Below are 21,529 nucleotides of genomic sequence, written 5' to 3' on the forward strand. Positions count from 1 at the left end.
GTGGTCGCGCTCGGCGCGATATCCCTGTATGCGCGCCGAACACACCCCACATGGGGGTGGAGAACCAGCTGACTGCGGCTGGTGAGCGCTCCGGGGTTTTCCCGGCTGTTGCATCTGATTCGGGAGCCTACGGACATCGGTTTGGCCGAATTCAGCGACGTTACCGTTCTGTTACCAAACCGGGGGACGAAGGCGCTCGACGGCCGTGGCAAGGTCGAGGGGTGCAGCACACGAAGACCGCCGTCATCGCCGGGTGCGGGGACCTCGGGACCGAGGCCGGACTCCGCTTCGCCGACCAGGGGTACACGGTGGTCGGGCTCCGGCGCCGAGCCGAACGGATCCCGGCGCCGATCACCGGCCGGAGCGTCGATCTGCGACGGGAGGCGCCGACCATCGACGCGGACACGGCCGTCGTCGTCGTGGCGTTCGCCGCAGGCTCCCGTGACGTCGACGAGTACCGCGCGACCTACGTGGACGGGCTGCGGAACGTGCTCGACGGCGTCGAGGCGTCCGGGGCCTCGCCTCGGGTGGTCGTGGTGTCCTCGACCGCGGTGTACGACGAGTCCGACGGCGGCGAGGTGTCCGAGGAGACCCCGGCACGTGCGGGGACACCGACCGCGGGCGTACTGCTCGAGGCCGAGGAGTTGCTGCGCGCCCGACGCCAGGACGCCGTGCTCGTGCGGCTCTCCGGGATCTACGGACCCGGGCGGGAACGGTTGGTCGACCAGGTGCGGGACGGCTCCGCACGACTGGCCCCCGTCGCGGGCGGCTCACCGCACACGAACCGGATCCACCGGGACGACGCCGCCGCGGCGCTCGTGCACCTGGCGGCCGTCCCGGACCCGGCGCCGACGTACCTGGGGACCGACGACGAGCCGGTCCGGCTCGACGACGTCCTCGTGTTCCTGGCCGGCGAGCTCGGCGTGCCGGAGCCGCCGCGTGCCGAGGCGTCCGGGCGGCAGGCGGGCGGCGACAAGCGGCTGTCGAACGCGCTGCTGCGGTCGACGGGCTGGGAACCGCGGTACCCGACGTTCCGCGAGGGGTACCGCGCGGTGCTCGCGGGCGAGGGCGTCCGGCACCCCTGACGTCGCCGCAGCGACGCGCGTCGGTCGTCGCGACCGACGGGAGGCCGTGGCGACTCCGCCACGGGCCTCCCGTCCGTCAGGTCGCGCTCCGGCGATCAGTGCTCGTCGTAGTGGTCCCCGTGGCGAGCGTGGCGGTGGCCGTCGTGCACGAAGTCGACGTGGTCGCCGTGCTCGACGGTCTCGTGCTCACCGCCGTCCTGCTCGTGGTCGTGCGCCGCGACGTCGTGCTCGGCGACGCGGTGCTCGTCACCCTCGGCTCCGGGGGTGGTGTTCGGGTCGGTCATGGTTCCTCCTGAGATCGGTTCTCAACAGGAGGCTACGCCGTGCTCTGGCATCCGTCCGGGATCAGGCGGTGGTTCCCTGCAGCGCGATGGCCTTCCACACGTCGAACTGACGGTCGTTGCCGATCACCGGCTGACCCCAGGCCATGGTCGCGGCCTGGAGTTCCTCCTGGTTCTTGAGCCCCCGGAAGTACCCGGGGCCGACGACTGCGATGCCGCGGTTGGTGGACTGGATGAGCTTCATGGACTTCTCCTCGTGGTGGGTGCTTCGTGCTTCTCGGTGGAGCGGCTCAGGCCGCGACGGTGCCGCTCAACGCGATGGACTTCCAGACGTCGAACTGGCGGTCGTTGCCCTCGACCGCGGGCCCGGCGAGCGAGACGGCGCACGTCTCGAACTCCGCCGTCGGCAGGGCGCGGAAGTACCCGGCGCCGATGATGGCCGCGCCGCGGCCCGGTGACTTGATGAGCGTGAAGTCGTCGTCGCGCGGTGTGGCAGGCGCGGTCGATCCGTCCGACTTCGGGGCGCCGAGGATGTACGGTGCCGGATCGATGAACGTCGAGCTCGACCCGGTCGACAGGCCCAGGTGCAGGTGCGCACCGCTCGAGATGCCCGTCGACCCGACCTTGCCGATGTACTGACCCGCGGTCACCCGCTGCCCGACCTTCACAGCGATGGAGCTCTGGTGGCCGTACCAACTCATGTACCCGTCGTGCTGGATCCGGGTGAGGTTCCCGAAGGCCCATCCTGCGAGCGGCCCCGCGGTCACCACGGTGCCAGACGACACCGCGTGGATCGGTGTGCCCGCACTCGCAGCGAAGTCGATGCCCTGGTGGTACGAGCTCCCACCTTCCACGGGCGGCACCCTCGGACCGAACTCGCTCGAGATCGGGTACGCCTGATCGAACGGGTACCGCCACGACGGAGCAGCCTGTGCCGAGGCTCCTCCGGTCACCGCACCACCGAGCGCCGCGACTCCCGCCGCTGCGCCCGCGTAGGCAAGGACCTGGCGCCGCGTCGGCCCCCTACCGAGTTCCGTGTCGTCCACGGTTCCCCTCTCCGGGGACGACCCCTTCGCCCCCGGAGCCGACGCTAGCGGCGCGGCCTGGCTCGCAGAAGTCGGCAGTCCGACGGACGAACCTGTACCCCCGCTCAGCCTCGGGTCTCAGTGGAACCGGTGGTCCTGGATCGTCATGCGCGGCCCGAACGCCGGCTTCCGGAAGCCCGAGCCCCCGATCAGCCGCACGACCCGCTCCCGGTGCCCACGCCAGGGTTCGAGGAGCTCGAGCATCCCGTCGTCGTCCACCGGCGCCCCGGTGAGCGCCCACCCGACGAGCGCCGGCACGTGGAAGTCCCCGACGCTCGGCGAGTCCGGGTCACCGTGCGCACGCTGCGCGGTCTCGGCAGCCGTCCACCGGCCGATCCCGGGCACCGACTGCAGCCGCTCGGCCACGACCGCTCCCCCGCGGCCGAGCCCGAGGGTCCGCTCGAGCGCCGGGGCGACCCGCATCGCCCGCATCACGGTCGCCGACCGACCGGGTTCGATGCCGGCCCGGTGCCACTCCCAGCTCGGGATCCGGGCCCACTGCTCCGCGGTCGGCTGCACGAACATGCCGTCGGGCGCCGGCCCGGGTGCGGGTTCACCGAATCGCCGCAGCAGGTACCGCCAGGCGCGCCAGGCCTGGCGCGAGGTCACCTTCTGCTCCATGACCGCCGGCACGAGCATCGCGACGACCGTGTTCGTGCGGAGCAGGCGGAGCCCCGGTTGGCGGTGGCGCGCCTCGGCCAGGAAGGGGTGCGCCCGTACGTCCAGGTCGGACCAGTCGTCGCCGCGGCCGAGCAGGTCCGGGGCGTGCTCGACCGCCCACCCGGCGCCGTCGCCCCACGCCGACACCGCGACGGCGTCCGCGCCCGCCCGCCGGACGAGCACCGAGGCCGCGCCGGTCGGCGTGCGCAGGGCGAGCCACGTGTCGGCGCCGACCACCTGGAAGGCGGGGTCGCCGGAGCCGCGCTGCAGGGGCCGGAGGGTCGCGCGGACGTCCAACGCGCCTCCAGGCCGGTAGACCGTGTCCACGCGACCGGCCGCAGCCGACGGGGCGGCGGCGACGGGAGACGGCAGGGACACACGGGGATGGTAATGCCACACCACCGTCGGACATGATGGGACCGTCCCCGCACCACCCGACAAGGGAGTCTCCATGCGCATCGGCATCCTCACCTCCGGAGGCGACTGCCCCGGCCTGAACGCGGTCATCCGCGGCATCGTGCTCAAGGGCATCGCGATCCACGGACACGAGTTCGTGGGGTTCCGCGACGGCTGGCGGGGCGTCGTCGACGGCGACATCGTGCCGCTCGGGCGCAAGGACATCCAGGGCATCGCGAAGCAGGGCGGGACCATCCTCGGCACGAGCCGGACGAACCCGTTCGAGGGGCCGAACGGCGGCGTCGAGAACATCACGGCGACGCTCGAGCGGCACGGCATCGACGCGATCGTCGCGATCGGCGGTGAGGGCACCCTCGCGGCCGCGAAGCGCCTGACCGACGCGGGGCTCAAGATCGTGGGCGTCCCGAAGACCGTCGACAACGACCTCGGCGCGACCGACTACACGTTCGGCTTCGACACGGCCGTCGCGATCGCGACCGAGGCGATGGACCGCCTGCGCACCACCGGCGAGTCGCACTCCCGCTGCATGGTCGCCGAGGTGATGGGCCGCCACGTCGGATGGATCGCGCTGCACTCCGGGATGGCCGCCGGCGCACACGCGATCCTCATCCCGGAGCAGAAGACGAGCATGGAACAGATCGCCGAGTGGGTGCGGTCGGCCTACGACCGTGGCCGCGCCCCGCTCGTCGTGGTCGCCGAGGGCTTCGTCCCCGACCACGAGGACAACGCGCACACCGAGCGCGGGCTCGACGCGTTCGGGCGGCCGCGGCTCGGCGGCATCGGGGAGCGCCTGGCGCCGATGATCGAGGAGCTGACGGGCATCGAGACGCGGGCGACGACCCTCGGGCACATCCAGCGCGGCGGGACGCCGACCGCGTACGACCGGGTGCTGTCGACCCGGCTCGGGCTCGCGGCGATCGACTCCGTCGTCGAGGGTCGCTGGGGCCGGATGGTCGCGCTGCAGGGGACGGACATCGTGCACGTCTCGTTCGAGGACGCGCTCGGGGAGCTCAAGACGGTGCCGCAGGACCGCTACGACGAGGCCGCGATCCTGTTCGGGTGAGCGGCGGGTGCCGTTCCGCGCGCGGGGTGCCGTTCCGCGCGTCGGAGGCCGATCCGCGCATGGTGGGGCGTTCCTTCCGGCCCACCACGCGCGGATCGTCCTCCCATCGCGGACGCGATGGGCCGGAACGACGGGTGATGGGCCGGAACGACGGGCGATCGGCCGGGACGACGGACTGGAGGATCGGGGTAGCGTCCGACGCATGACGCGCGCAGTCCTCGTCTCCCGTTCCACCCCGCCCGCCGTCACGCAGGTCGACGTGCCCGAACCCGACGAGGGCGAGGCCCTCGTCGACGTCACGTACTCGAGCGTGAACTACAAGGACGGCCTCGCCCTCGCCGGCAACCCCGGCGTCGCCCGGGTCGACCCGCTCGTCCCGGGCATCGACGTCGTCGGCACGGTGTCCGCGCTCGGCCCCGGGGTGCACGACGTCGCGATCGGCGACCGGGTCGTGTGCAACGGCGCGGGCCTCGGCGAGACGCGGCACGGCGGCTGGGCCGAGCACGCGGTCGTCCCGAGCGGGGCCCTCGTCGTGCTGCCGGACGGCATCGAGGACTCCTTCGCCGCCGCGATCGGCACGGCGGGCTTCACGGCGATGCTGTCGGTCCTCGCCCTCGAGCGGCTGGTCGCGCCGGACGACGGCCCGGTCCTGGTCACCGGCGCCTCGGGCGGGGTCGGCACGGTCGCGATCGCACTGCTCGCGGCGCGTGGGTACCGGGTCACCGCCTCGACGGGGCGCACGACGAACGAGGCCTCGCTCCGCAGGCTCGGTGCGACCGAGGTCGTCGACCGAAGCACGCTCGCCGAGCTCGGGAAGCCCCTGCAGCGGGCGACGTGGGCGGGCGCGGTGGACAGCGTCGGCGGCGCGACCCTGGCGAACGTCCTCGCCGCTACCCGGTGGGGCGGCGCCGTCACGGCGTGCGGTCTGGCGCAGGACTCGGCGCTCCCGACGACCGTGATGCCCTTCATCCTCCGCGCGGTGTCGCTCCTCGGCATCAACTCCGTCGAGGCCCCGCTGCCCCTGCGGCAGCGGGCGTGGGACCGGCTCGCGACCGACCTCGACCCGGCGCTCCTGGCGGACGTCACGCGCACGGTCGACCTCGAGCACGCGATCGGCGTCGGCGCGGACGTCGTCGCCGGGCGGGTGCACGGCCGGACGGTGGTCGACCTCCGCGCCTGAGCAGCGTCGGCGCGGACGTCGATTCGGCTCGCAGGTGATTTGCCAAACGCTTGCGCACTGACACGCTAGGTTTGGTACACGGCACACACCGGACCCGTGAGGAGCACCATGCCCGTCCCCAAGTCGACCGTCGACAACTCGCCCCGCAAGCTCCTGCGGGACGTGGTGCTCGAGAAGATGCTCGCCGCGATCCAGGACGGCACCCTGCAGGCCGGTGAGCGCCTGAACGACGACGAGCTGGTGTCCTGGCTCGGCGTCAGCCGCACCCCGATCCGCGAGGCGATCGCGAAGCTCGTCGACTACGGCCTGGTCGAGATGGAGGCGAACCGCTACACCCGCGTCGCGTCACCGACCCGCGAGCAGTTCGACGACGCGCTGCAGCTGTACTACGGCTACGCCGAACTCGCGGCACGCTGGGCGGTCCCCCGCCTCGACGACGCCGCGTCGAAGAAGGCCCTGAAGCTCCTCGACGAGCTGGCCCGCCGCGCCGCCGCCGAGGACCCGAAGGTCTTCGCGACCCTCGACGAGCTCCTGCGCTTCTTCGTGGCGAACACCGGCAACGCGCTCATGGGGCAGCTCGGCGAGTCGCTCATCGTCCGCACCCAGTTCGTCATGCTCACCGAGCCGCAGTTCATGTTCTGGGACGCCGGCTCGGGCATCGACACCCTCGCCGCCGCGGTCCGCTCGAAGGACGGCGACGCCGCCGGCGCGGTCATCCGGGCCCTCGGCACGGCGCTGTTCGCCCACCTGCGCGAGGTCCGCACCCCGGCATGATGGAGGGCGTGACCGACGCCCTCCTCCACGCCACCGGTCTGCGCGTCACGCGCTCCGGCCGCGACCTGCTCCACGACGTCGACCTGACGGTCCGGAGCGGCGAGCACTGGGCGCTGCTCGGGCCGAACGGCGCGGGCAAGTCGACGCTGCTCGCGGTCCTCGGTGCGACGAGCCACCCCTCCGCGGGCACCGTCGACGTGCTCGGCCGACGGCTCGGACGCGTCGACGTCCGGGAGCTCCGCGAGCACATCGGGCACGTCGACCCCCGACACCGGGTGACGTCGCCGCTGACCGTGCTCGAGGTCGTGCTCACCGGCGTCACCGGGACGACCGACCTGATGATGCGGTGGTCACCCACCGCCCAGCAGCTCGCCACCGCACGGGGTCACGTCGCGGACGTCGGCCTGGAGGCACGGGTCGACGCACCCTGGCCCGTCCTGTCCCAGGGTGAGCGGGGTCGTGCACTCATCGCCCGCGCGCTGATGTCCGAGCCACGCCTGCTGCTCCTCGACGAGCCGGCCACGGGACTCGACGTCGCCGCACGGGAGCACCTGCTCGACACCGTCGACGCGCTCCGACTCCGGCGTCCCGGCCTCGGCAGCGTGATGGTCACCCACCACCTCGAGGACCTGCCGACGTCGACCTCGCACGCGATGCTGCTCCGGGACGGGGCCGTCGTGGCGCAGGGTCCCGCCGATCGGGTCATCACGTCCTCCGCGGTCTCGCACGCCTTCGACTTCCCGCTCGCCGTGGTGCGGACCGAGGGCCGCTGGCACGCCCGCCGGGCGGCCTGACCACCGATCCCGCCCCCCGCAAGACGCAACGTCGGCGAGTTCGCGCAGCGGAATGTCGCTGCGAGAAACCGCCGACGTTGCGTTCTGCGAACGCCGCCGTCGATCGGCCCCTACGCCGTCGCGGCAGCGGCCGCCTTCGCCGCTGCCGGCAGCGCCTCGAGTACGCGGCTGACGGCACGGTCGTCGTGCGCGGCCGTGACGAACCACGCCTCGAACACGCTCGGCGGCAGGGTCACGCCGGCGTCGAGCATCGCGTGGAAGAACGGCGCGTACCGGAAGGCCTCCTGCGCCCGGACGTCGTCGTAGTTCCGCGGCGCCTCGTCCAGGAACGCGAACGAGAACAGGTTCCCCGCGTGCTGCACGGTGTGCGCCACCCCCTCGGCGGACAGCGCGGCGCTCGTGGCCTCGGCGATCGTCGCCGCGGTCCGGTCCAGGTGCGCGTACACCTCGGGCGTCGCGGCCCGGAGCGTCGCGGTGCCGGCGGCGACGGCGAGCGGGTTCCCGGACAGCGTGCCCGCCTGGTACACGGGGCCGAGCGGGGCGAGGAAGTCCATGACCTCCCGACGGCCGCCGAGGGCCGCGAGGGGCATGCCCCCGCCGATGACCTTGCCGAACGTGACGAGGTCCGGCTTCCACCCGATGCCGTCCGGCACGGTGTTGGACGCCTCGAGTCCCCACCAGCCGGCGGGGCCGACCCGGAAGCCGGTGAGGACCTCGTCGACGATCAGCAGCGCGCCGTTCGCCTTCGTGATCTGCGCGAGCGCCCGGTTGAAGCCGCGCTCCGGGGCGAGGACGCCCATGTTCGCGGCGGCGGCCTCGACGATCACGGCGGCGATGCGCTCGGAGTGCTCGTCGAACGCACGGCGCACGGCGTCCAGGTCGTTGTACGGCAGCACGAGGGTCTGCGCGGCGGTCTCCGCGGTGATGCCCGCGCTGCCGGGGAGCGCGAGCGTCGCGACGCCCGAGCCCGCCTCGGCGAGCAGGGAGTCCGAGTGCCCGTGGTAGTGCCCGGCGAACTTCACGAGGAGGTCGCGGCCGGTGTACCCGCGCGCCAGACGGATGGCGGTCATCGTCGCCTCGGTGCCCGTGGACACCATGCGGAGCTTCTCGATCGGCCCGTCGCCGTCGACCTGCACCCGCTGCTTGACGAGCTCGGCGAGCTCGGTCTCCCCCGGGGTGGACGCCCCGAAGGACAGCCCGCGGGACGCCGCCTGCTGCACGGCCTCGACCGTGCCGGGGTGCGCGTGCCCGAGGATCGCCGGACCCCACGACGCGACGAGGTCGACGTACTCGCGCCCCTCGGCGTCGGTGACGTAGGCGCCCTTCGCGGCGGTCAGGAAGCGCGGGGTGCCCCCGACGGAGCCGTACGCACGGACGGGCGAGTTCACGCCGCCGGGGATGCTGTTCTTCGCTCGAGCGAAGAGCTGGCCGTTCGCTCCGGACTGCGCTGCCGTGGTCGCCGTCGTGGTGGTCATTCGGGGGCCTTCCCGGTCGAGGCGACGCCGGACACCGCCGCGGTGCTGCCGGTCGTGCGCAGGCCGGCCTCCTGGTTGAGCTGGCGCGCGACGTCCACCGCGAAGTAGGTGAGGATCGCGTCGGCACCGGCACGCTTGATGCCGACGAGGGCCTCCATCGCCGCGGCGTCGCGGTCGATCCACCCGTTCTGGGCGGCTGCCGTGATCATCGCGTACTCGCCGGAGATCTGGTACGCCCACACGGGGACCTCGGAGACGTCGGCGGTGCGGGCGAGCACGTCGAGGTAGCTCATCGCGGGCTTCACCATGACGATGTCAGCGCCCTCCTCGATGTCGAGCAGGACCTCGCGGAGCCCCTGCCGACCGTCGGCGGCGTCGATCTGGTAGGTCCGGCGGTCGCCCTGCAGGGTCGACGCCACGGCCTCGCGGAACGGCCCGTAGAACGCGCTCGCGTACTTCGCCGAGTACGCCAGGAGCGCGGTGCCGCTGTGCCCGGCGCTGTCGAGGGCGTCGCGGGCGGCGGCGATCTGGCCGTCCATCATGCCGCTCATGCAGACGAGCTCGGCGCCGGCCTCGGCCTGGGCCACCGCCATGTCGCGGTAGCGCAGGAGCGTCGCGTCGTTGTCGACGGAGCCGTCGGCCGCGAGCACACCGCAGTGGCCGTGGTCGGTGAACTCGTCGAGGCACAGGTCGGACTGCACGACGAGTGCGTCGCCCACCTCTTCCTTCGCGATGCGGATCGCGACGTTGAGGATGCCGTCGGGGTCGGTCGCGCCGGACCCCTCGGCGTCCTTCGTCGTCGGCACGCCGAACAGGTTCACGCCGCCGATGCCCAGCTCCGCGGCCTCGTTCAGGGCGCGGCGGAACGAGTCGAGGGAGTGCTGCTGCACGCCCGGCATGCTCGAGATCGGGATCGCGGATGCCGTGCCCTCGCGGATGAACATCGGCAGCACGAGCTCGGCGGGGTGGAGCCGGGTCTCGGCGACGAGTCGTCGCATGGCGGGGGTGGCGCGCAGCCGACGGGGGCGGACCTGCGGGAAGCGTCCGGTCACGATGACCTTCCTGTTCTGGGGTTCGGGTGGAGGGTCTCGACGACGGCGTCGAGGAGGGCTGCTGCGGACCGACCGCGGGCGACGACCTGCACGGGCAGCCCGGCTGCACGGGCGGCGTCTGCGGTGGCGGGTCCGATGCACGCGACGAGCGTGCGGGGATCGAGGGGGGTCATCCGGCGGACGACCTGCTGGGCGACGCTCCCGCTCGTCACGAGCACGGCGTCGGGTGGCGGGACGAGCACGACCGGGTCGTCGCCCGTCCCCACGGTACGGTACGCGACCACGTCCGACACGTCGATGCCGCGGGCCCGCAGTCCGTCGACGACCGTGGGTGCGGCGATCTCGGAACGCGGGAACAGGACCGGCCCGGCGGTGTCCGGCAGTGCGGCCACCAGCCCCGCGGCGGACTCGTCGTCCGGCACCAGGTCGACGGGCCAGCCGGCCTCGCGGGCGGCGCGGGCGGTCGCCTCGCCGACGCAGGCCACGGCCACCCCGGCCGGGAGGCGCATGGTGCGTCCGGCGACCACACGGACGGCCGTCGCACTGGTCACCACGAGCCACGGGGCACCGGGCGCGACCCCGTCGTGACCGGTGCGGTCCGCGGGCCGCGCGCCGAGCCTCCTGTCCGGATCCGCCCCGAGGCGGGCGAGGGCCGCGTCGAGGGCTGCCGGGTCCGCCGGCGGTGCGTCCGTGATGAGCGGGACGACGACGGGCTCGAGCCCGCGTGCACGGGCCGCTGCGGCGACCTGGTCGCCCCACGCACCCCCGCGCGGGACGAGGACGACCGGGGGCCGTGCCTCGTCCGCGACGTGGGTGCTGTCGTCCGTGGTGACCGCCTACTCCGCGGGGGTGGCCAGGCCGGGCCCGGCCGAGTGGTCGCCGTCGGCCGGCTCTCGTGACACAGACGAGGCGAGGTCGGCCAGCTCGGCCGCACCGTTCTCGAGCAGCTCCGCGGCGACACGACCGGCGACCGCGAGGGCCTCGTCGAGCCGGTCCTGCGCCGAGCCGTCGAGGTGGGCGGCGTGCGACGCCGTGCGGTACTCGGACCCGTCCGGGCGGTAGACCGTCGCGGAGACGAGCAGCAGCTCGGCGTCCACGACCGCCGTCGCACCGATCGGGGCGGAGCAGCCGGCCTCGAGCTTCGCGAGGACCTCGCGCTCCGCCGTCACCGTCAGGCGCGTCGGGGCGTGGTCGAGCTTCCGGAGTGCGGCGAGCAGGTTCTCGTCCGTCTTCGCCGTGCTGGTCAACACCTCCGTCCGGATCTCGACCGCCAGCGCACCCTGTCCGGGCGCACTCGGCCAGAAGCCGAGGTCGAGGAGCTCCGTCGCGGCGTCCAGCCGGTCGATCCGACCGAGACCGGCGGCGGCGAGCACGACCGCGTCGAGGTCGTCCTCGACCCGGCCGAGCCGGGTGTCGATGTTCCCGCGGATGTCCACGACGTCCAGGTCCGGCCGCTTCGCCCGGAGCTGCGCGACCCGGCGGGGCGAGCCCGTGCCGACCTTCGCGCCCTCGGGCAGGGTGTCGATCGTCGCGGCGTTCCGGGCGACCAGGACGTCACGGGCGTCTGCACGCTTCGGCACCGACGCGATCGTCAGGCCGTCGTACGGCGCCGTCGGGAGGTCCTTGAGCGAGTGCACGAGCACGTCGACCTCGCCCGCGACGAGCGCCTCGCGCAGGGCGCTGGCGAACACGCCCGTGCCGCCGAGGCTCGCGAGCGACGCACGGTTCGTGTCGCCCTCGCTCGTCACCGTGACGAGCTCGACGGGCCGACCGGCGGCCTTCGCCAGCCGGTCGGCGACGTCCTGCGACTGCGCGACCGCGAGCCGGCTGGCGCGGGTGCCGAGCCGGATCGGGGCGGGGCCGTCGGACGCTGCCGAGCCGTCGGTCGTCGTCGGCGCGCTGTCCGCGTCCGTCACGGTGCGACGCCGGCCGCCGCGGGCTTGAACCCGGCGCGGACGTTCTCGCAGCAGCCCGGACGGCACACGTCGTACCAGGGGCCGATGTCGGTCAGGTGCGGGCGCTCGCTCGTCGGCGTGCCGTTGACGCGCTCGAGCACGAGGTCGACCAGGCCGGACACGTACGCCGGGTCCACACCGGGCGTCTGCGTGCGGAGCGACCAGAAGCCGAGCTCACCGGCGGTCTCGGTGGCCTCTTCGTCGAGGTCCCACATGACCTCCATGTGGTCGCTCACGAAGCCGAGCGGGACGATGAGCACGGCGCGGGTCGGGCCGCCCTGGAGCTCGTCGTTCATGTAGTCGTTGATGTCGGGCTCGAGCCACGGCTGCGACGGGGGGCCGGAGCGCGACTGGTAGACGAGCTTCCAGGCCGGCTTCGACGTGCCACGCAGGTGCGCGTGCTCGGGCTGCTCGAGCAGTTCGTTCCACGCCTGCTCGAGGACGACCTCGGCCACGGCGAGGTGCTGCGCCTCGTACGCGCCGTGGTCGTCGAACCCGCGGAAGTCCGGGCCGGACTTCGCGGCGTCCGAGGACGGGATGGAGTGCGTCGAGAACAGGACGTGCAGCTCGGTGGCGACGTCGAGTCCGTCGTTCTCGGCGATCGCGCGGGCCATGCCGTCGCGGACGCCGTCGACGAACGGCCGGACGAAGCCCGGGTGGTCGAAGAACTGGCGGACCTTGTCGACCTGGATCGTGTCGATCAGACCGGTCTCGGTGAGCACGCGGGCGTAGTCCTCGCGGTACTGGCGGCAGCTCGAGAACGACGAGTAGGCGCTCGTGGCGATCGCGATGAGCTTCGTGAAGCCCTTGTCGGCGGCCTCGGTGAAGGCCTCTTCGAGGTAGGGCGCCCAGTTCCGGTTGCCCCACAGCACGGGCAGGTCGATGCCGCGCTGCGCGAGCTCGGCCTCGAGCGCCGCCTTGAGGGCACGGTTCTGCGCGTTGATCGGGCTGACACCGCCGAAGTGCCGGTAGTGGTGCGCGACCTCCTCCAGCCGCTCGTCCGGGATCCCGCGGCCGCGGGTGACGTTGCGGAGGAACGGGATGACGTCGTCCTGGCCCTCGGGACCACCGAAGCCGGCCAGCAGGATCGCGTCGTACGCGGTCGGGACCTCGACGTGCTCGGGGCCGTCGGCCGCGGCGGGCGTCGCGGCGAGGACCGTGCCCCGCCCGTTCGAGATCTGACTGGTGTCGGTCACGACAGCACCTCCGGCAGTTCGGCGGTCGTCACCCGACGACCGGTGAAGAAGGGGACCTCTTCGCGCACGTGCAGGCGCGCCTCGGTGTAGCGCAGGTCGCGCATCAGGTCCACGAGGTCGACGAGCTCCGGGCTCTCGAGCGGCAGGATCCACTCGTAGTCGCTCAGGGCGAACGTCGCGATGGTGTTGGTGAGCACCCGGCGGTACTTCGCGCCGGCGATGCCGTGGTCGCGGAGCATCTTCGAGCGCTCTTCCTCCGGCAGGAGGTACCACTCGAACGACCGGACGAACGGGTACACCGTGATCCAGGCCTCGGGGTCCTTGCCGCGCAGGAACGCGGGGGTGTGGCGTTTGTTGAACTCGGCCTCGCGGTGCATGGCCATGACGTGCCAGACCGGTTCGGCGTCCTGGAACAGGCCGGTGCGACGGACCTCGCGCAGGACCGCCTGGATCGCCTGGGCGTCGTCACCGTGCAGCCAGATCATGACGTCGGCGTCCGCGCGGAAACCGGACACGTCGTAGAACCCGCGGATCGTGACACCGCGCTCGGCAGCAGCGGCCACCACTGCGTCGAGTTCGGCGACGGCGTCGTCACCCGGACGGTGGACCGGGCCGAGCGGCCGGCGGAAGACCGCCCACAGGGCGTACGCCGTCAAGAGGTTCGGGTCGATGCCCGAGGAAGGGTCTGTCTCGTGTGCGGGGGACTGCACGTCGGAGCTCATGGGTCCTTGTCCTGTCGGTTGCCTGGGTCGTGGCTGCGCGCCGCGTCCGGAGGACCACCGATGGGGCGGTCTACCGCCGTCGGAGCACCGCTACGACGATACTCCCGACCACTGCCACACCGGCTGCGAGCCCCGCCAGGTAGGGCACGGGCTTCTCGTCGATCCCCCGCTTGACCTTCGACGCGGCGATGCCGAGCTGCTTCGGGACGTTGAGCTTGTCCTCGATCGCGTCGAGGGTCTCGAAGAGCTGGTCGCGGTCCGCCTGGACGCGCTTCGCCAGGTCGTCGTGCTGGTCCGTCACGGTTCCTCCGTCGGGGGTGCTGGTCGCGGTCGTGCTCGTCAGGACCGGATGCCGGGTCGGCTCGAGGGCTTGTTGCCCATGCCCTTCACCGCGTTGATGTCGTCCTTGACGCTGTCGATCGTGCGCTTCGGGGTGAGCGGCAACGCCTTCTGGAAGCGCTTCCACCCGATCAGGCCGAGGATCCCGGCGACGATCAGCATGACGACGGCGACGATCAGCGCGGCGAGCCACGCCGGCATCACGACGGCCAGGCCCATCACGGCCGCTGTGAGCAGGACGCCGATCGCGTAGAGCAGGACGACCAGGGCGCCGATGAGCAGCCCGGCGGCGAGGCCGATGATCTTCGCCTTGCCGATGAGCTCGGCCTTGAGCAGGTCGATCTCGCCCTTGACCAGGTTCTTGACGAGCTTCGGGACGTCCCCGACCAGACCGAACAGCGAGCGGGACCCACGGGAGCGGGTGTCGCTCATGAGGTGCGGGCGTCCTTCTTCTGACCGACCTTGCGGACGACCTTCTTCGTCTGCTCGCCGACGAACTCGGCGACGTCCGGGGTCTTGTCCTGGATGAAGTCCTCGGCGACGTGCACGCCCTTCTGGACGCCGTTGCTGTTCCAGATCTTGCCGCTGACGGTCTTGATCTGCTCGTACCGCGCCCGTCCGGCTCGCGATCCCAGGACGTACCCGAGTGCGGCGCCGGCGACGAACAGGAGCTTGCCTCGCATGTGCGAATCCTCCGTGGTTTCGGTGTGCGGTGGTCATGCGCCGAACGGAATACGTCCGGCGTCCCACCACAGTAGCCCTCGGGGGGTCCCCGGTCCGCTCAGGATCCCAGGACGCGCTCAGCGGACGCCCGGGCCGCCGCCACGATGCCCGCGAGTCCGCGGCCGCTCGAGGCCTCGCCGATGCCCTCGACGCCCTCGGCCAGACCGGCCGCCGTCAGGTCCGGCCCGTACCAGCGGACGCGGGCCGCGCCGGCCACCCGGTCCGGGGTCACCGGCACGCCGAGCAGGGCGGTGGCGTCGCGGGTGGCGCGGGTCCCGACCGCGTCGTCCGGATCGACCGGGAGGCTCGTGGCCACGCCCGCCGGGTCCGTCGCGTCGTCGTGCGGTGCGGTCGCGTAGCTGAGGCGCAGGACGTGGCGCCCGCCGGCTGCCTCGGCGAGCCACGGCCACTTCGCGGTCGCGTGCGTCAGGGCCTTCGCGCTGACGCCGTCGGCCTCCGGGTGCACGAGCATCCCGGTGCCGCGCGGCGCGGCGTCGAGCTCGGGCTGGTCGACGACGAGCGTGACGAGCTCGATGCCGGTGCGGTCGGGAGCGGCGGTCCGCATCGGGTCGGCGGTGGACGACAGCACGACCTGCGCCGGGATCCGCTCGCGGGTGCCGCGGGCGGTGACGACCTCGACCGCGTGCCGCTCGACCGCGGTCGCCCGTGTGCGCATCCGGACCTCGACGCCGTACGTCTCGGTGTCCGCCACGAGTTCGTCGACGAGCCGGACGATGCCGCCGCGGATGCCCTGGACCGCGGAGCCGGCGGCGGCACGGGAGCGCAGGGCCAGCACGGCGCGGGCGAGGGACCCCTCGCGCTGCAGAGCCGCTCGGAGCCCGGGGGCGACGCGGTCGGGGTCGAGCTGGTCCGGGTGGGTCGAGTACACGCCGCCCGCGACCGGCACCACCAGGTCGTCGAGCACGCGCTCGCCCATGCGCTTCCGGACGAGGGCGCCGAGCGACGTCGCCTTCGCGCCCACCGGGGACGGCAGCAGCGAGTCCATCTGCGCGCGGAAGCCCCCGCCCTGGCCGATCACCGCGGTGACGTCGGCGGCCATCGGGGTCCCGGGGATGCCGAGGAACCCGGTCTGCGGGATCGGGGCCGTGCGGCCGTCGCGGGTCATCAGCCAGGCGCCGCGGGGGTCGGGCGACACGATGTCGTTGCCCAGGCCGAGCTCGGTCGCGAGCCGCGCGACGGCGTCGGTCCGGGTCGCGAACGACTCCGCGCCCATGTCGAGGTCGAGGCCCGCGACCGTGTGCCTGCGGAGCATCCCGCCCAGTCGGTCCCCCGCCTCGACGAGCACCACGTGCGCTCCGCCCTTCGCGAGGTCGCGAGCGGCGACCAGGCCGGCGACCCCGCCGCCGACCACGACGACGTCGGTCACGCGGCGGTCTCCTCGCCGTCGCCAGCGGCGTCGGCCGCGCCGCTCCCGAGCGAGTGGACGAGCTCGACGACGCGGGTCAGCACGGACGGGTCGGTCTCCGGCGGGACACCGTGCCCGAGGTTCACGACGTGCGCCCGGGCCGCCCCGCCGCGGCGCACGACGTCGCGGACGTGGGCCTCGAGCACCGGCCACGGGGCCGCCAGCATCGCGGGGTCGACGTTGCCCTGCACGGTCACGCCCGGGCCGACGCGGCGGACGGCCTCGTCCAGGGGCACGCGCCAGTCGACGCCGACCGCGTCCACCGCGAGCGTGTCCGCCGGCTCGCCCATCGTCGTCATCTCGTGCAGGACCTCGCCGCTGCCGACGCCGAAGTGGATCCGCGGGACCCCGAGGTCGGCAACGTGCGCCAGCGCCGTGGCGGAGTGCGGGGCGACCGAGGCGACGTAGTCCGCACGCGAGAGCGAACCGACCCACGAGTCGAACAGCTGCGCGGCGGACGCCCCGGCGGTGACCTGCGCCCGGAGGAACGCCCCGGAGACGCCCGCTGCCCAGTCGAGCAGCCGGGCCCAGGTCTCGGGCTCGGCGTGCATCATCGTGCGGGCGCGGATGTGGTCCTTCGACGGGCCGCCCTCGACCAGGTAGGCGGCGAGCGTGAAGGGCGCCCCGGCGAACCCGATGAGGGGCTTCTCGCCGAGCTCCGCCACGGTCCGCTGCACGGCCTCGGTGATCGGTGCGAGCGCCGCCGGGTCGAGCGGCTCGAGGGCGTCCACGTCGGCCGCGGTGCGGATCGGCGAACCGAGCACCGGCCCGCGCCCGGGGACGATCTCGACGTCGACCCCCGCGAGCTTGATCGGCACCACGATGTCGCTGAAGAAGATGCCGGCGTCCACACCGTGGCGGCGCACCGGCTGCAGGGTGATCTCGGACGCGAGCGCCGGGTCGAGGCACGCGTCGAGCATCGCGGTGCCGACCCGCAGCTCCCGGTACTCGGGCAGCGACCGACCGGCCTGCCGCATGAACCACACCGGGAGCGTCTCCGGCCGGTCCCCGCGGAGCGCCCTGACGAGCGGCGACCCCGAGGTCCGACCGGTCACGAGCGGGTGAGTGTCGGGCAGCGCAGGGGTGGTGGCGTCGGTCACCGGACGATTCTCCCATCGGTCGCGGGGCTGTCCATGAGCACGCGGTCAGCGAACAGCCCGCGCAGCGATCGCGGGTTACGATGGAAGACGTGCTCATCTGTCTCACGGCGTCGCACCGCAACGCCAGCTTCGATCTCCTGGAGCGACTGAGCATCGGCGCACCGACCGCCGCGAGCCGTCTGGTGACGGACTCCGACGTGCTCGACGGAGCCGTCGTCCTCGCCACCTGCAACCGCTTCGAGGCCTACCTCGACATCGCGGGCGGCGACCGCGACTCCGCCGTGTCGGCCACCGTCGACGCCGTCGCGACCGCGAGCGACCTCGTGCCCGCCGAGGTCGCCGAGTCCGTCCAGGTCCTGGGCGGCGGGGACGTCGTGCAGCACCTGTTCGCCGTGTCGAGCGGGCTGGAGTCCGTCGTCGTCGGCGAGACCGAGATCTCCGGCCAGGTCCGACGCGCGCTCGAGGACGCCCGCGCGAACGGCACCACGACCTCCGAGCTCGAGCGGCTCTTCCAGGAAGCCGCGCACACCTCCCGCGGCGTCAAGACCCGCACCCGCATCGGCGCCGCCGGACGCTCGCTCGTCCGCCTCGGCCTCGAGCTCGCCTCCTCGCGCATCACCGACTGGGCGCACACCCGCGTGCTGCTCGTCGGCACCGGCAGCTACGCCGCCACGACGATCGCCGCGCTGCGCGACCGCGGTGCCGCGAACATCCAGGTCTTCTCGCCGTCCGGTCGCGCGCCGTGGTTCGCCGCCAAGCACGACCTCGTCGCCGCCACCGACCTGCGCGGGGCGATCGCGTCGAGCGACGTCGTCATCACGTGCACCTCGAGCGAGGTCCCGGTCGTCGAACCGGCCGACCTCGACGACGGACAGCGCCGGATCGTCATCGACCTCGGGCTCCCCCGCAACGTCGACCCCGACGCCGCGGACGTCGACGGCGTCGAGCTCCTCGACCTCGAGACGATCAGCATCCACGCGCCGATCGCCGAGCTGAACGCCGAGTCCGAGGCGCGCCAGATGGTGGACGACGCCGTGTCGCGCTTCCGTGCCCAGGCGCTCGAGCAGTCCACGACCCCGGCGCTCGTCGCGTTCCGGAAGCACGTCTTCGACATCCTCGACGACGAGATCGAGCGGGCGAAGCGCCGTGACGCCGACCCGGAGTCCGTCGAGCAGACCGAGCGCGCACTCCGGCACCTCGTCGGCGTCCTGCTGCACCGCCCGTCCGTCCGCGCCCGCGAACTCGGCCGTGCCGGGCGCGGCGAGGAGTTCGTCGGCGCCCTCGACGCCCTCTACGGCGTCCACCCCGAACCCGAGGCCGAGCTGCCGTCCCCCGTCGTCCCGCTGGCCGACCGGACCGCACCCGTCGCGGACCGGCGCGACGAGGCGGACGCGAGCTGAGCCTCCTGTCCGGCCCGCCCACGCTGCGCGTGAGCGCGGTGCTGCTCGTCCGTGACCGGCGCGTCCTGATGGTGCGTGCGCGCGGCCGCGACGTCCTCTACCTGCCCGGTGGCAAGGCGGAACCGCACGAGACCGACGTCCAGGCCGCGCTGCGCGAGGCCGACGAGGAGATCGCGGTGCGGCTCACCGCCGCCGACCTCGAGCCCTTCGGAACCGTCACCGAGCCGGCGCACGGACAGGCTCCAGGGACGATCGTCGCGATGGCGCTCTTCCTGGTCCGGCCGGGAGGCACGTCGGACTCCGCCACGCCGGTCGCCTCCGCGGAGGTGGACGAGGTGGAGTGGGTCACGTCCGCGGACGCGGACCGGTGCCCGCCGGCGGGCATCGAGACGCTCCGCCGGCTGGTCATCGCCGACCTGGTCGACTGAGCCCGACCGCTGCGGGCTACTGGTCCTTGTCGGTGTAGTGCCCCGCTGCCTCACCCAGGGTCGGCTCGGCCTCGCCCGGGATGTCGGACTCGACGTACTCGCCCTCGTCGCGGCCGTCACCGGCGCCCTGGGGTCGGGTCTCGCCGGGGATGTCGCTCGACACGAACTCGCCGGCGGGCTCGTTCGACGTGACGTGCTCGTCGCCGGGGATGTCGCTGTCGACGAACGCGCCGGCGCGGGGCTCGACGCCGTCCGCGCGGCCCTCGTCGCCGCGTGCCTGTTCGTGCTTGCCTGCCATGTCCGACCTCCGTCGCTCGTGTGGCGTGGCTGGTGCCTCGTCGTCGCGAGCATGCTCGGCGCGGCTGGACACTGCCCGAGACCCGTCCCCGCGTCGAGGGTCAGGCAGCGGTCACCGGGATCGTGACCCAGTCGCCGCCCCACGACGAGTACGGACCGACGGTCTGCTTGACGAAGACCTGGTCACCTGCGTGCAGACCGGCCAGGACGGCGGAGTAGTGGCCGCCGGCGTCGCCGGTCAGCCAGCGCTCCTCACCGTTCGGGAGCGAGACCCAGAGCGCGCCGTCCGGCTGCGCCTGGACGGACAGCTCCGCCTCGGGGCCGCGCTGGACCGCAGTGCCCTCGGGGACGTACGCGTGGGCCAGGAACTCGAGGCGCACGGCTGCGCGCTCGGTCCCCGCCGCGCCGTCGACCTTGATCCAGGCGATGCCGCCCCCCACCGACGCGGCGTCCGCAGTGCAGGTGATCGTTCCGCCGGCCTCGACCTCTCCCGAACAGATGTCGCGTCCCCCGAAGGACATCGTGTAGTGACCCGCCACGGTGCTCGTCGCCGTGATCTCGGGCACTCGGTCGTGGGTGGTCCACTCCAGCGGACCGGTCTTGACGGCACCGGACACCGTGGTGATCGCGACGGGCTCGCTCGCAGGGGCCGGGTCGCCCCAGGCGAACGCAGACGTCGGGACGGCGACGGTGGCGAGCGTCGCGGCGCCGGCCAGGGCGAGGGCGGCGCGACGGATGGGCTGTTTCACGGTGATCCTCCTCAGGATGTTCACGGTCGGCGACCATGCTGGCCGAGCGCGGCTGTCGATATTCCGTATGTCAGGTGATCCAGAGGACGGAGCAGCTGGACGCTCCCCGAGATCCGTCCCCCAGACCGGGTGTTGCGTTGCGGCATGCAGCGCAACGTGAAGACGATCGTCGTGTCCACCGTCACGGGTCTGCTCGCCCTGGGCGTCCTCGCCGGGTGCTCGTCCGGCGGGAACGCCGCGCCGACCGCGACCAGGACGGTCACGGCGACGGCGAGCGCACCTGCCGCGACGCCGACCTCGGGCGGGTCCGGTGGGGCAGACGGTTCCGGCGGATCGTCGGCGGCCGCGGGGTCCTCGGGTTCAGCGGACACCGCTGGCTCGTCTGGGTCCTCCGGCTCGTCCGGGTCCTCGGCCGACGGGTCGACCTGTCCGGCGTCGTCGCTCGCCGGCGGCACCGAGGCCGGCAGCGGTGGTGCCGCCGGGAGCACGATCATCCAGATCACCCTGCGGAACACCGGCTCGACGACGTGCACGCTCCAGGGCTGGCCGGGCGTCTCGTTCGTGGGCGACGGCGACGGGACGCAGATCGGGGCCGCCGCAGCGCTCGACCGGTCGTCCGCGCACCCCACGGTGACGCTCCGGCCGGGCCAGATCGCGGTCGCGCCGTTGAAGATCGCGAACGCGGAGGACTTCTCGAACGCGGCCTGCTCGCCGGTCGCCGCGGACGGGTTCCGCGTCTACCCGCCGGGGTCGAAGGAGTCGCTGTACGTACCGGCCCGCGGCTACACCGCCTGCGCCGAGTCGAGCGCAGCCTTGCTCGACGTCCAGGGGCTCGTGCCCGAGGGTCAGGCGGCCGACTGAGCCCCACCCGCCGATCTGTCACGATGGCCGGGTGACGTCGATCTCCTCGGAACGGCCGACGACCGACGAACTCGTCGACCTGTACGACGCCGTCGGCTGGACGGCGTACACGCGTGACCCGGCGGTCCTGCGTCGTGCGGTCGACGGCTCGCACCGCGTGCTCGCCGCGCGGGATGACGACGGCGTCCTCGTCGGACTCGTGCGCGTCGTGTCGGACGGCGCCACGATCGCGTACGTGCAGGACCTGCTGGTCCGCCCGGCGGCGCAGCGGACCGGTGTGGGCGGGGCGCTGCTCGACGCGGTGCTCGAGCGGTACGGGCACGTCCGGCAGACCGTGCTGCTCACGGACGCCGAGCCGGGACAGCGCGCGTTCTACGAGTCCCGCGGGTTCACCGAGGCACACGACGTCGAGCCGTCGTCGCTCCGGGCGTTCGTCCTGCTGCGCTGAACCCCTGCGGGCGGTCGGC

General features: G+C 73.3%; 26 protein-coding genes. 9 read left to right on the top strand and 17 right to left on the bottom strand.

The features are described 5' to 3' along the window. The first annotated feature begins 221 nt into the window (after window positions 1-221). Window positions 222-1,085 carry an NAD-dependent epimerase/dehydratase family protein gene (locus DEU32_RS14810; RefSeq protein WP_114851224.1) on the top strand — a complete coding sequence of 288 codons (864 nt, stop codon included), beginning with the start codon at window positions 222-224 and terminating at the stop codon, window positions 1,083-1,085. Between the two features lie 95 nt (window positions 1,086-1,180). Here DEU32_RS14810 and DEU32_RS14815 read toward each other — a convergent pair whose 3' ends face one another. The 4 genes from DEU32_RS14815 to DEU32_RS14830 form a co-directional block, all read right to left on the bottom strand. Then, window positions 1,181-1,369 (bottom strand): zinc transporter permease, encoded by a 189-nt coding sequence (locus DEU32_RS14815; protein ID WP_114851225.1) that lies wholly within the window; start codon window positions 1,367-1,369, stop codon window positions 1,181-1,183. A gap of 61 nt (window positions 1,370-1,430) precedes the next feature. Then, window positions 1,431-1,610, bottom strand: coding sequence for a hypothetical protein (locus DEU32_RS14820; protein ID WP_114851226.1), 180 nt, complete (start codon window positions 1,608-1,610; stop codon window positions 1,431-1,433). A 46-nt stretch (window positions 1,611-1,656) separates the two neighbouring features. After that, the gene (locus DEU32_RS14825) at window positions 1,657-2,220 is read right to left on the bottom strand and encodes a M23 family metallopeptidase (protein ID WP_181819309.1); all 564 of its coding nucleotides are present in this window, start codon (window positions 2,218-2,220) and stop codon (window positions 1,657-1,659) included. A 309-nt stretch (window positions 2,221-2,529) separates the two neighbouring features. Next, a complete protein-coding gene (locus DEU32_RS14830) occupies window positions 2,530-3,483 on the bottom strand; it encodes a DNA-3-methyladenine glycosylase (protein WP_114851316.1) in 954 nt (317 codons plus the stop codon). Window positions 3,484-3,562: 79 nt separating this feature from the next. On the opposite strand from DEU32_RS14830, the gene DEU32_RS14835 reads away from it, so the two are divergent. From DEU32_RS14835 to DEU32_RS14850, 4 genes are all read left to right on the top strand, one after another. Then, window positions 3,563-4,591 carry a 6-phosphofructokinase gene (locus DEU32_RS14835; RefSeq protein ID WP_058741596.1) on the top strand — a complete coding sequence of 343 codons (1,029 nt, stop codon included), beginning with the start codon at window positions 3,563-3,565 and terminating at the stop codon, window positions 4,589-4,591. 202 nt (window positions 4,592-4,793) lie between these two features. Next, complete coding sequence (locus tag DEU32_RS14840) at window positions 4,794-5,771, top strand: MDR family oxidoreductase (RefSeq protein WP_114851228.1); 978 nt, start codon at window positions 4,794-4,796, stop codon at window positions 5,769-5,771. A gap of 108 nt (window positions 5,772-5,879) precedes the next feature. Beyond that, on the top strand, window positions 5,880-6,545 hold the full coding sequence (locus DEU32_RS14845; RefSeq protein ID WP_114851229.1) for a GntR family transcriptional regulator: 666 nt from the start codon (window positions 5,880-5,882) through the stop codon (window positions 6,543-6,545). Further along, window positions 6,545-7,339 (top strand): ATP-binding cassette domain-containing protein, encoded by a 795-nt coding sequence (locus DEU32_RS14850; RefSeq protein WP_114851230.1) that lies wholly within the window; start codon window positions 6,545-6,547, stop codon window positions 7,337-7,339. The genes DEU32_RS14845 and DEU32_RS14850 overlap by 1 nt, the downstream gene beginning before the upstream one ends. A gap of 110 nt (window positions 7,340-7,449) precedes the next feature. Here the strand turns inward: DEU32_RS14850 and hemL are convergent, their stop codons facing one another. From hemL to hemE, 11 genes are all read right to left on the bottom strand, one after another. After that, entirely contained in the window at window positions 7,450-8,814 is a 1,365-nt protein-coding gene (gene hemL / locus DEU32_RS14855; RefSeq protein ID WP_114851231.1) for a glutamate-1-semialdehyde 2,1-aminomutase, read from the bottom strand. Continuing rightward, window positions 8,811-9,866, bottom strand: coding sequence for a porphobilinogen synthase (gene hemB / locus DEU32_RS14860; protein ID WP_258554891.1), 1,056 nt, complete (start codon window positions 9,864-9,866; stop codon window positions 8,811-8,813). The genes hemL and hemB overlap by 4 nt, the downstream gene beginning before the upstream one ends. Next, the gene (locus tag DEU32_RS14865) at window positions 9,863-10,417 is read right to left on the bottom strand and encodes a uroporphyrinogen-III synthase (RefSeq protein WP_229666932.1); all 555 of its coding nucleotides are present in this window, start codon (window positions 10,415-10,417) and stop codon (window positions 9,863-9,865) included. The genes hemB and DEU32_RS14865 overlap by 4 nt, the downstream gene beginning before the upstream one ends. A 285-nt stretch (window positions 10,418-10,702) precedes the next feature. Next, a complete protein-coding gene (gene hemC / locus DEU32_RS14875; protein WP_373286876.1) occupies window positions 10,703-11,782 on the bottom strand; it encodes a hydroxymethylbilane synthase in 1,080 nt (359 codons plus the stop codon). Further along, window positions 11,779-13,017, bottom strand: coding sequence for a ferrochelatase (locus DEU32_RS14880; protein WP_180225874.1), 1,239 nt, complete (start codon window positions 13,015-13,017; stop codon window positions 11,779-11,781). Before DEU32_RS14880 ends, hemC begins: the two co-directional genes overlap by 4 nt. After that, window positions 13,014-13,739: a hydrogen peroxide-dependent heme synthase gene (gene hemQ / locus DEU32_RS14885; protein WP_058741589.1), complete on the bottom strand. Its 726-nt coding sequence runs from the start codon at window positions 13,737-13,739 to the stop codon at window positions 13,014-13,016. Before hemQ ends, DEU32_RS14880 begins: the two co-directional genes overlap by 4 nt. A 70-nt stretch (window positions 13,740-13,809) precedes the next feature. Continuing rightward, window positions 13,810-14,040, bottom strand: coding sequence for a hypothetical protein (locus DEU32_RS14890; RefSeq protein WP_114851233.1), 231 nt, complete (start codon window positions 14,038-14,040; stop codon window positions 13,810-13,812). A 38-nt stretch (window positions 14,041-14,078) separates the two neighbouring features. Then, the gene (locus tag DEU32_RS14895; protein WP_114851234.1) at window positions 14,079-14,510 is read right to left on the bottom strand and encodes a phage holin family protein; all 432 of its coding nucleotides are present in this window, start codon (window positions 14,508-14,510) and stop codon (window positions 14,079-14,081) included. Next, window positions 14,507-14,761, bottom strand: coding sequence for a hypothetical protein (locus tag DEU32_RS14900; RefSeq protein WP_114851235.1), 255 nt, complete (start codon window positions 14,759-14,761; stop codon window positions 14,507-14,509). The genes DEU32_RS14895 and DEU32_RS14900 overlap by 4 nt, the downstream gene beginning before the upstream one ends. 98 nt (window positions 14,762-14,859) lie before the next feature. Further along, complete coding sequence (locus DEU32_RS14905; RefSeq protein ID WP_114851236.1) at window positions 14,860-16,188, bottom strand: NAD(P)/FAD-dependent oxidoreductase; 1,329 nt, start codon at window positions 16,186-16,188, stop codon at window positions 14,860-14,862. Further along, window positions 16,185-17,327: a uroporphyrinogen decarboxylase gene (gene hemE, locus DEU32_RS14910; protein WP_258554892.1), complete on the bottom strand. Its 1,143-nt coding sequence runs from the start codon at window positions 17,325-17,327 to the stop codon at window positions 16,185-16,187. Before hemE ends, DEU32_RS14905 begins: the two co-directional genes overlap by 4 nt. Window positions 17,328-17,416: 89 nt before the next feature. Between hemE and DEU32_RS14915 the strand changes: the two genes are divergently transcribed. Both DEU32_RS14915 and DEU32_RS14920 read left to right on the top strand, forming a co-directional pair. Next, on the top strand, window positions 17,417-18,727 hold the full coding sequence (locus DEU32_RS14915) for a glutamyl-tRNA reductase (RefSeq protein WP_114851237.1): 1,311 nt from the start codon (window positions 17,417-17,419) through the stop codon (window positions 18,725-18,727). A gap of 29 nt (window positions 18,728-18,756) precedes the next feature. Further along, the gene (locus tag DEU32_RS14920) at window positions 18,757-19,155 is read left to right on the top strand and encodes an NUDIX domain-containing protein (protein WP_258554893.1); all 399 of its coding nucleotides are present in this window, start codon (window positions 18,757-18,759) and stop codon (window positions 19,153-19,155) included. A gap of 16 nt (window positions 19,156-19,171) precedes the next feature. On the opposite strand, the gene DEU32_RS14925 is transcribed toward DEU32_RS14920, so the two are convergent. Continuing rightward, complete coding sequence (locus DEU32_RS14925) at window positions 19,172-19,453, bottom strand: hypothetical protein (RefSeq protein ID WP_114851239.1); 282 nt, start codon at window positions 19,451-19,453, stop codon at window positions 19,172-19,174. A 100-nt stretch (window positions 19,454-19,553) separates the two neighbouring features. Continuing rightward, window positions 19,554-20,201: a hypothetical protein gene (locus DEU32_RS14930; RefSeq protein WP_147281491.1), complete on the bottom strand. Its 648-nt coding sequence runs from the start codon at window positions 20,199-20,201 to the stop codon at window positions 19,554-19,556. A 144-nt stretch (window positions 20,202-20,345) separates the two neighbouring features. Between DEU32_RS14930 and DEU32_RS14935 the strand changes: the two genes are divergently transcribed. Both DEU32_RS14935 and DEU32_RS14940 read left to right on the top strand, forming a co-directional pair. Then, window positions 20,346-21,062: a DUF4232 domain-containing protein gene (locus DEU32_RS14935; protein WP_114851241.1), complete on the top strand. Its 717-nt coding sequence runs from the start codon at window positions 20,346-20,348 to the stop codon at window positions 21,060-21,062. 31 nt (window positions 21,063-21,093) lie between these two features. Next, complete coding sequence (locus DEU32_RS14940; RefSeq protein ID WP_114851242.1) at window positions 21,094-21,510, top strand: GNAT family N-acetyltransferase; 417 nt, start codon at window positions 21,094-21,096, stop codon at window positions 21,508-21,510. Window positions 21,511-21,529: the final 19 nt, after the last annotated feature.

The organism is Curtobacterium sp. AG1037 (genome assembly GCF_003349855.1).
Taxonomy (GTDB): domain Bacteria; phylum Actinomycetota; class Actinomycetes; order Actinomycetales; family Microbacteriaceae; genus Curtobacterium; species Curtobacterium citreum.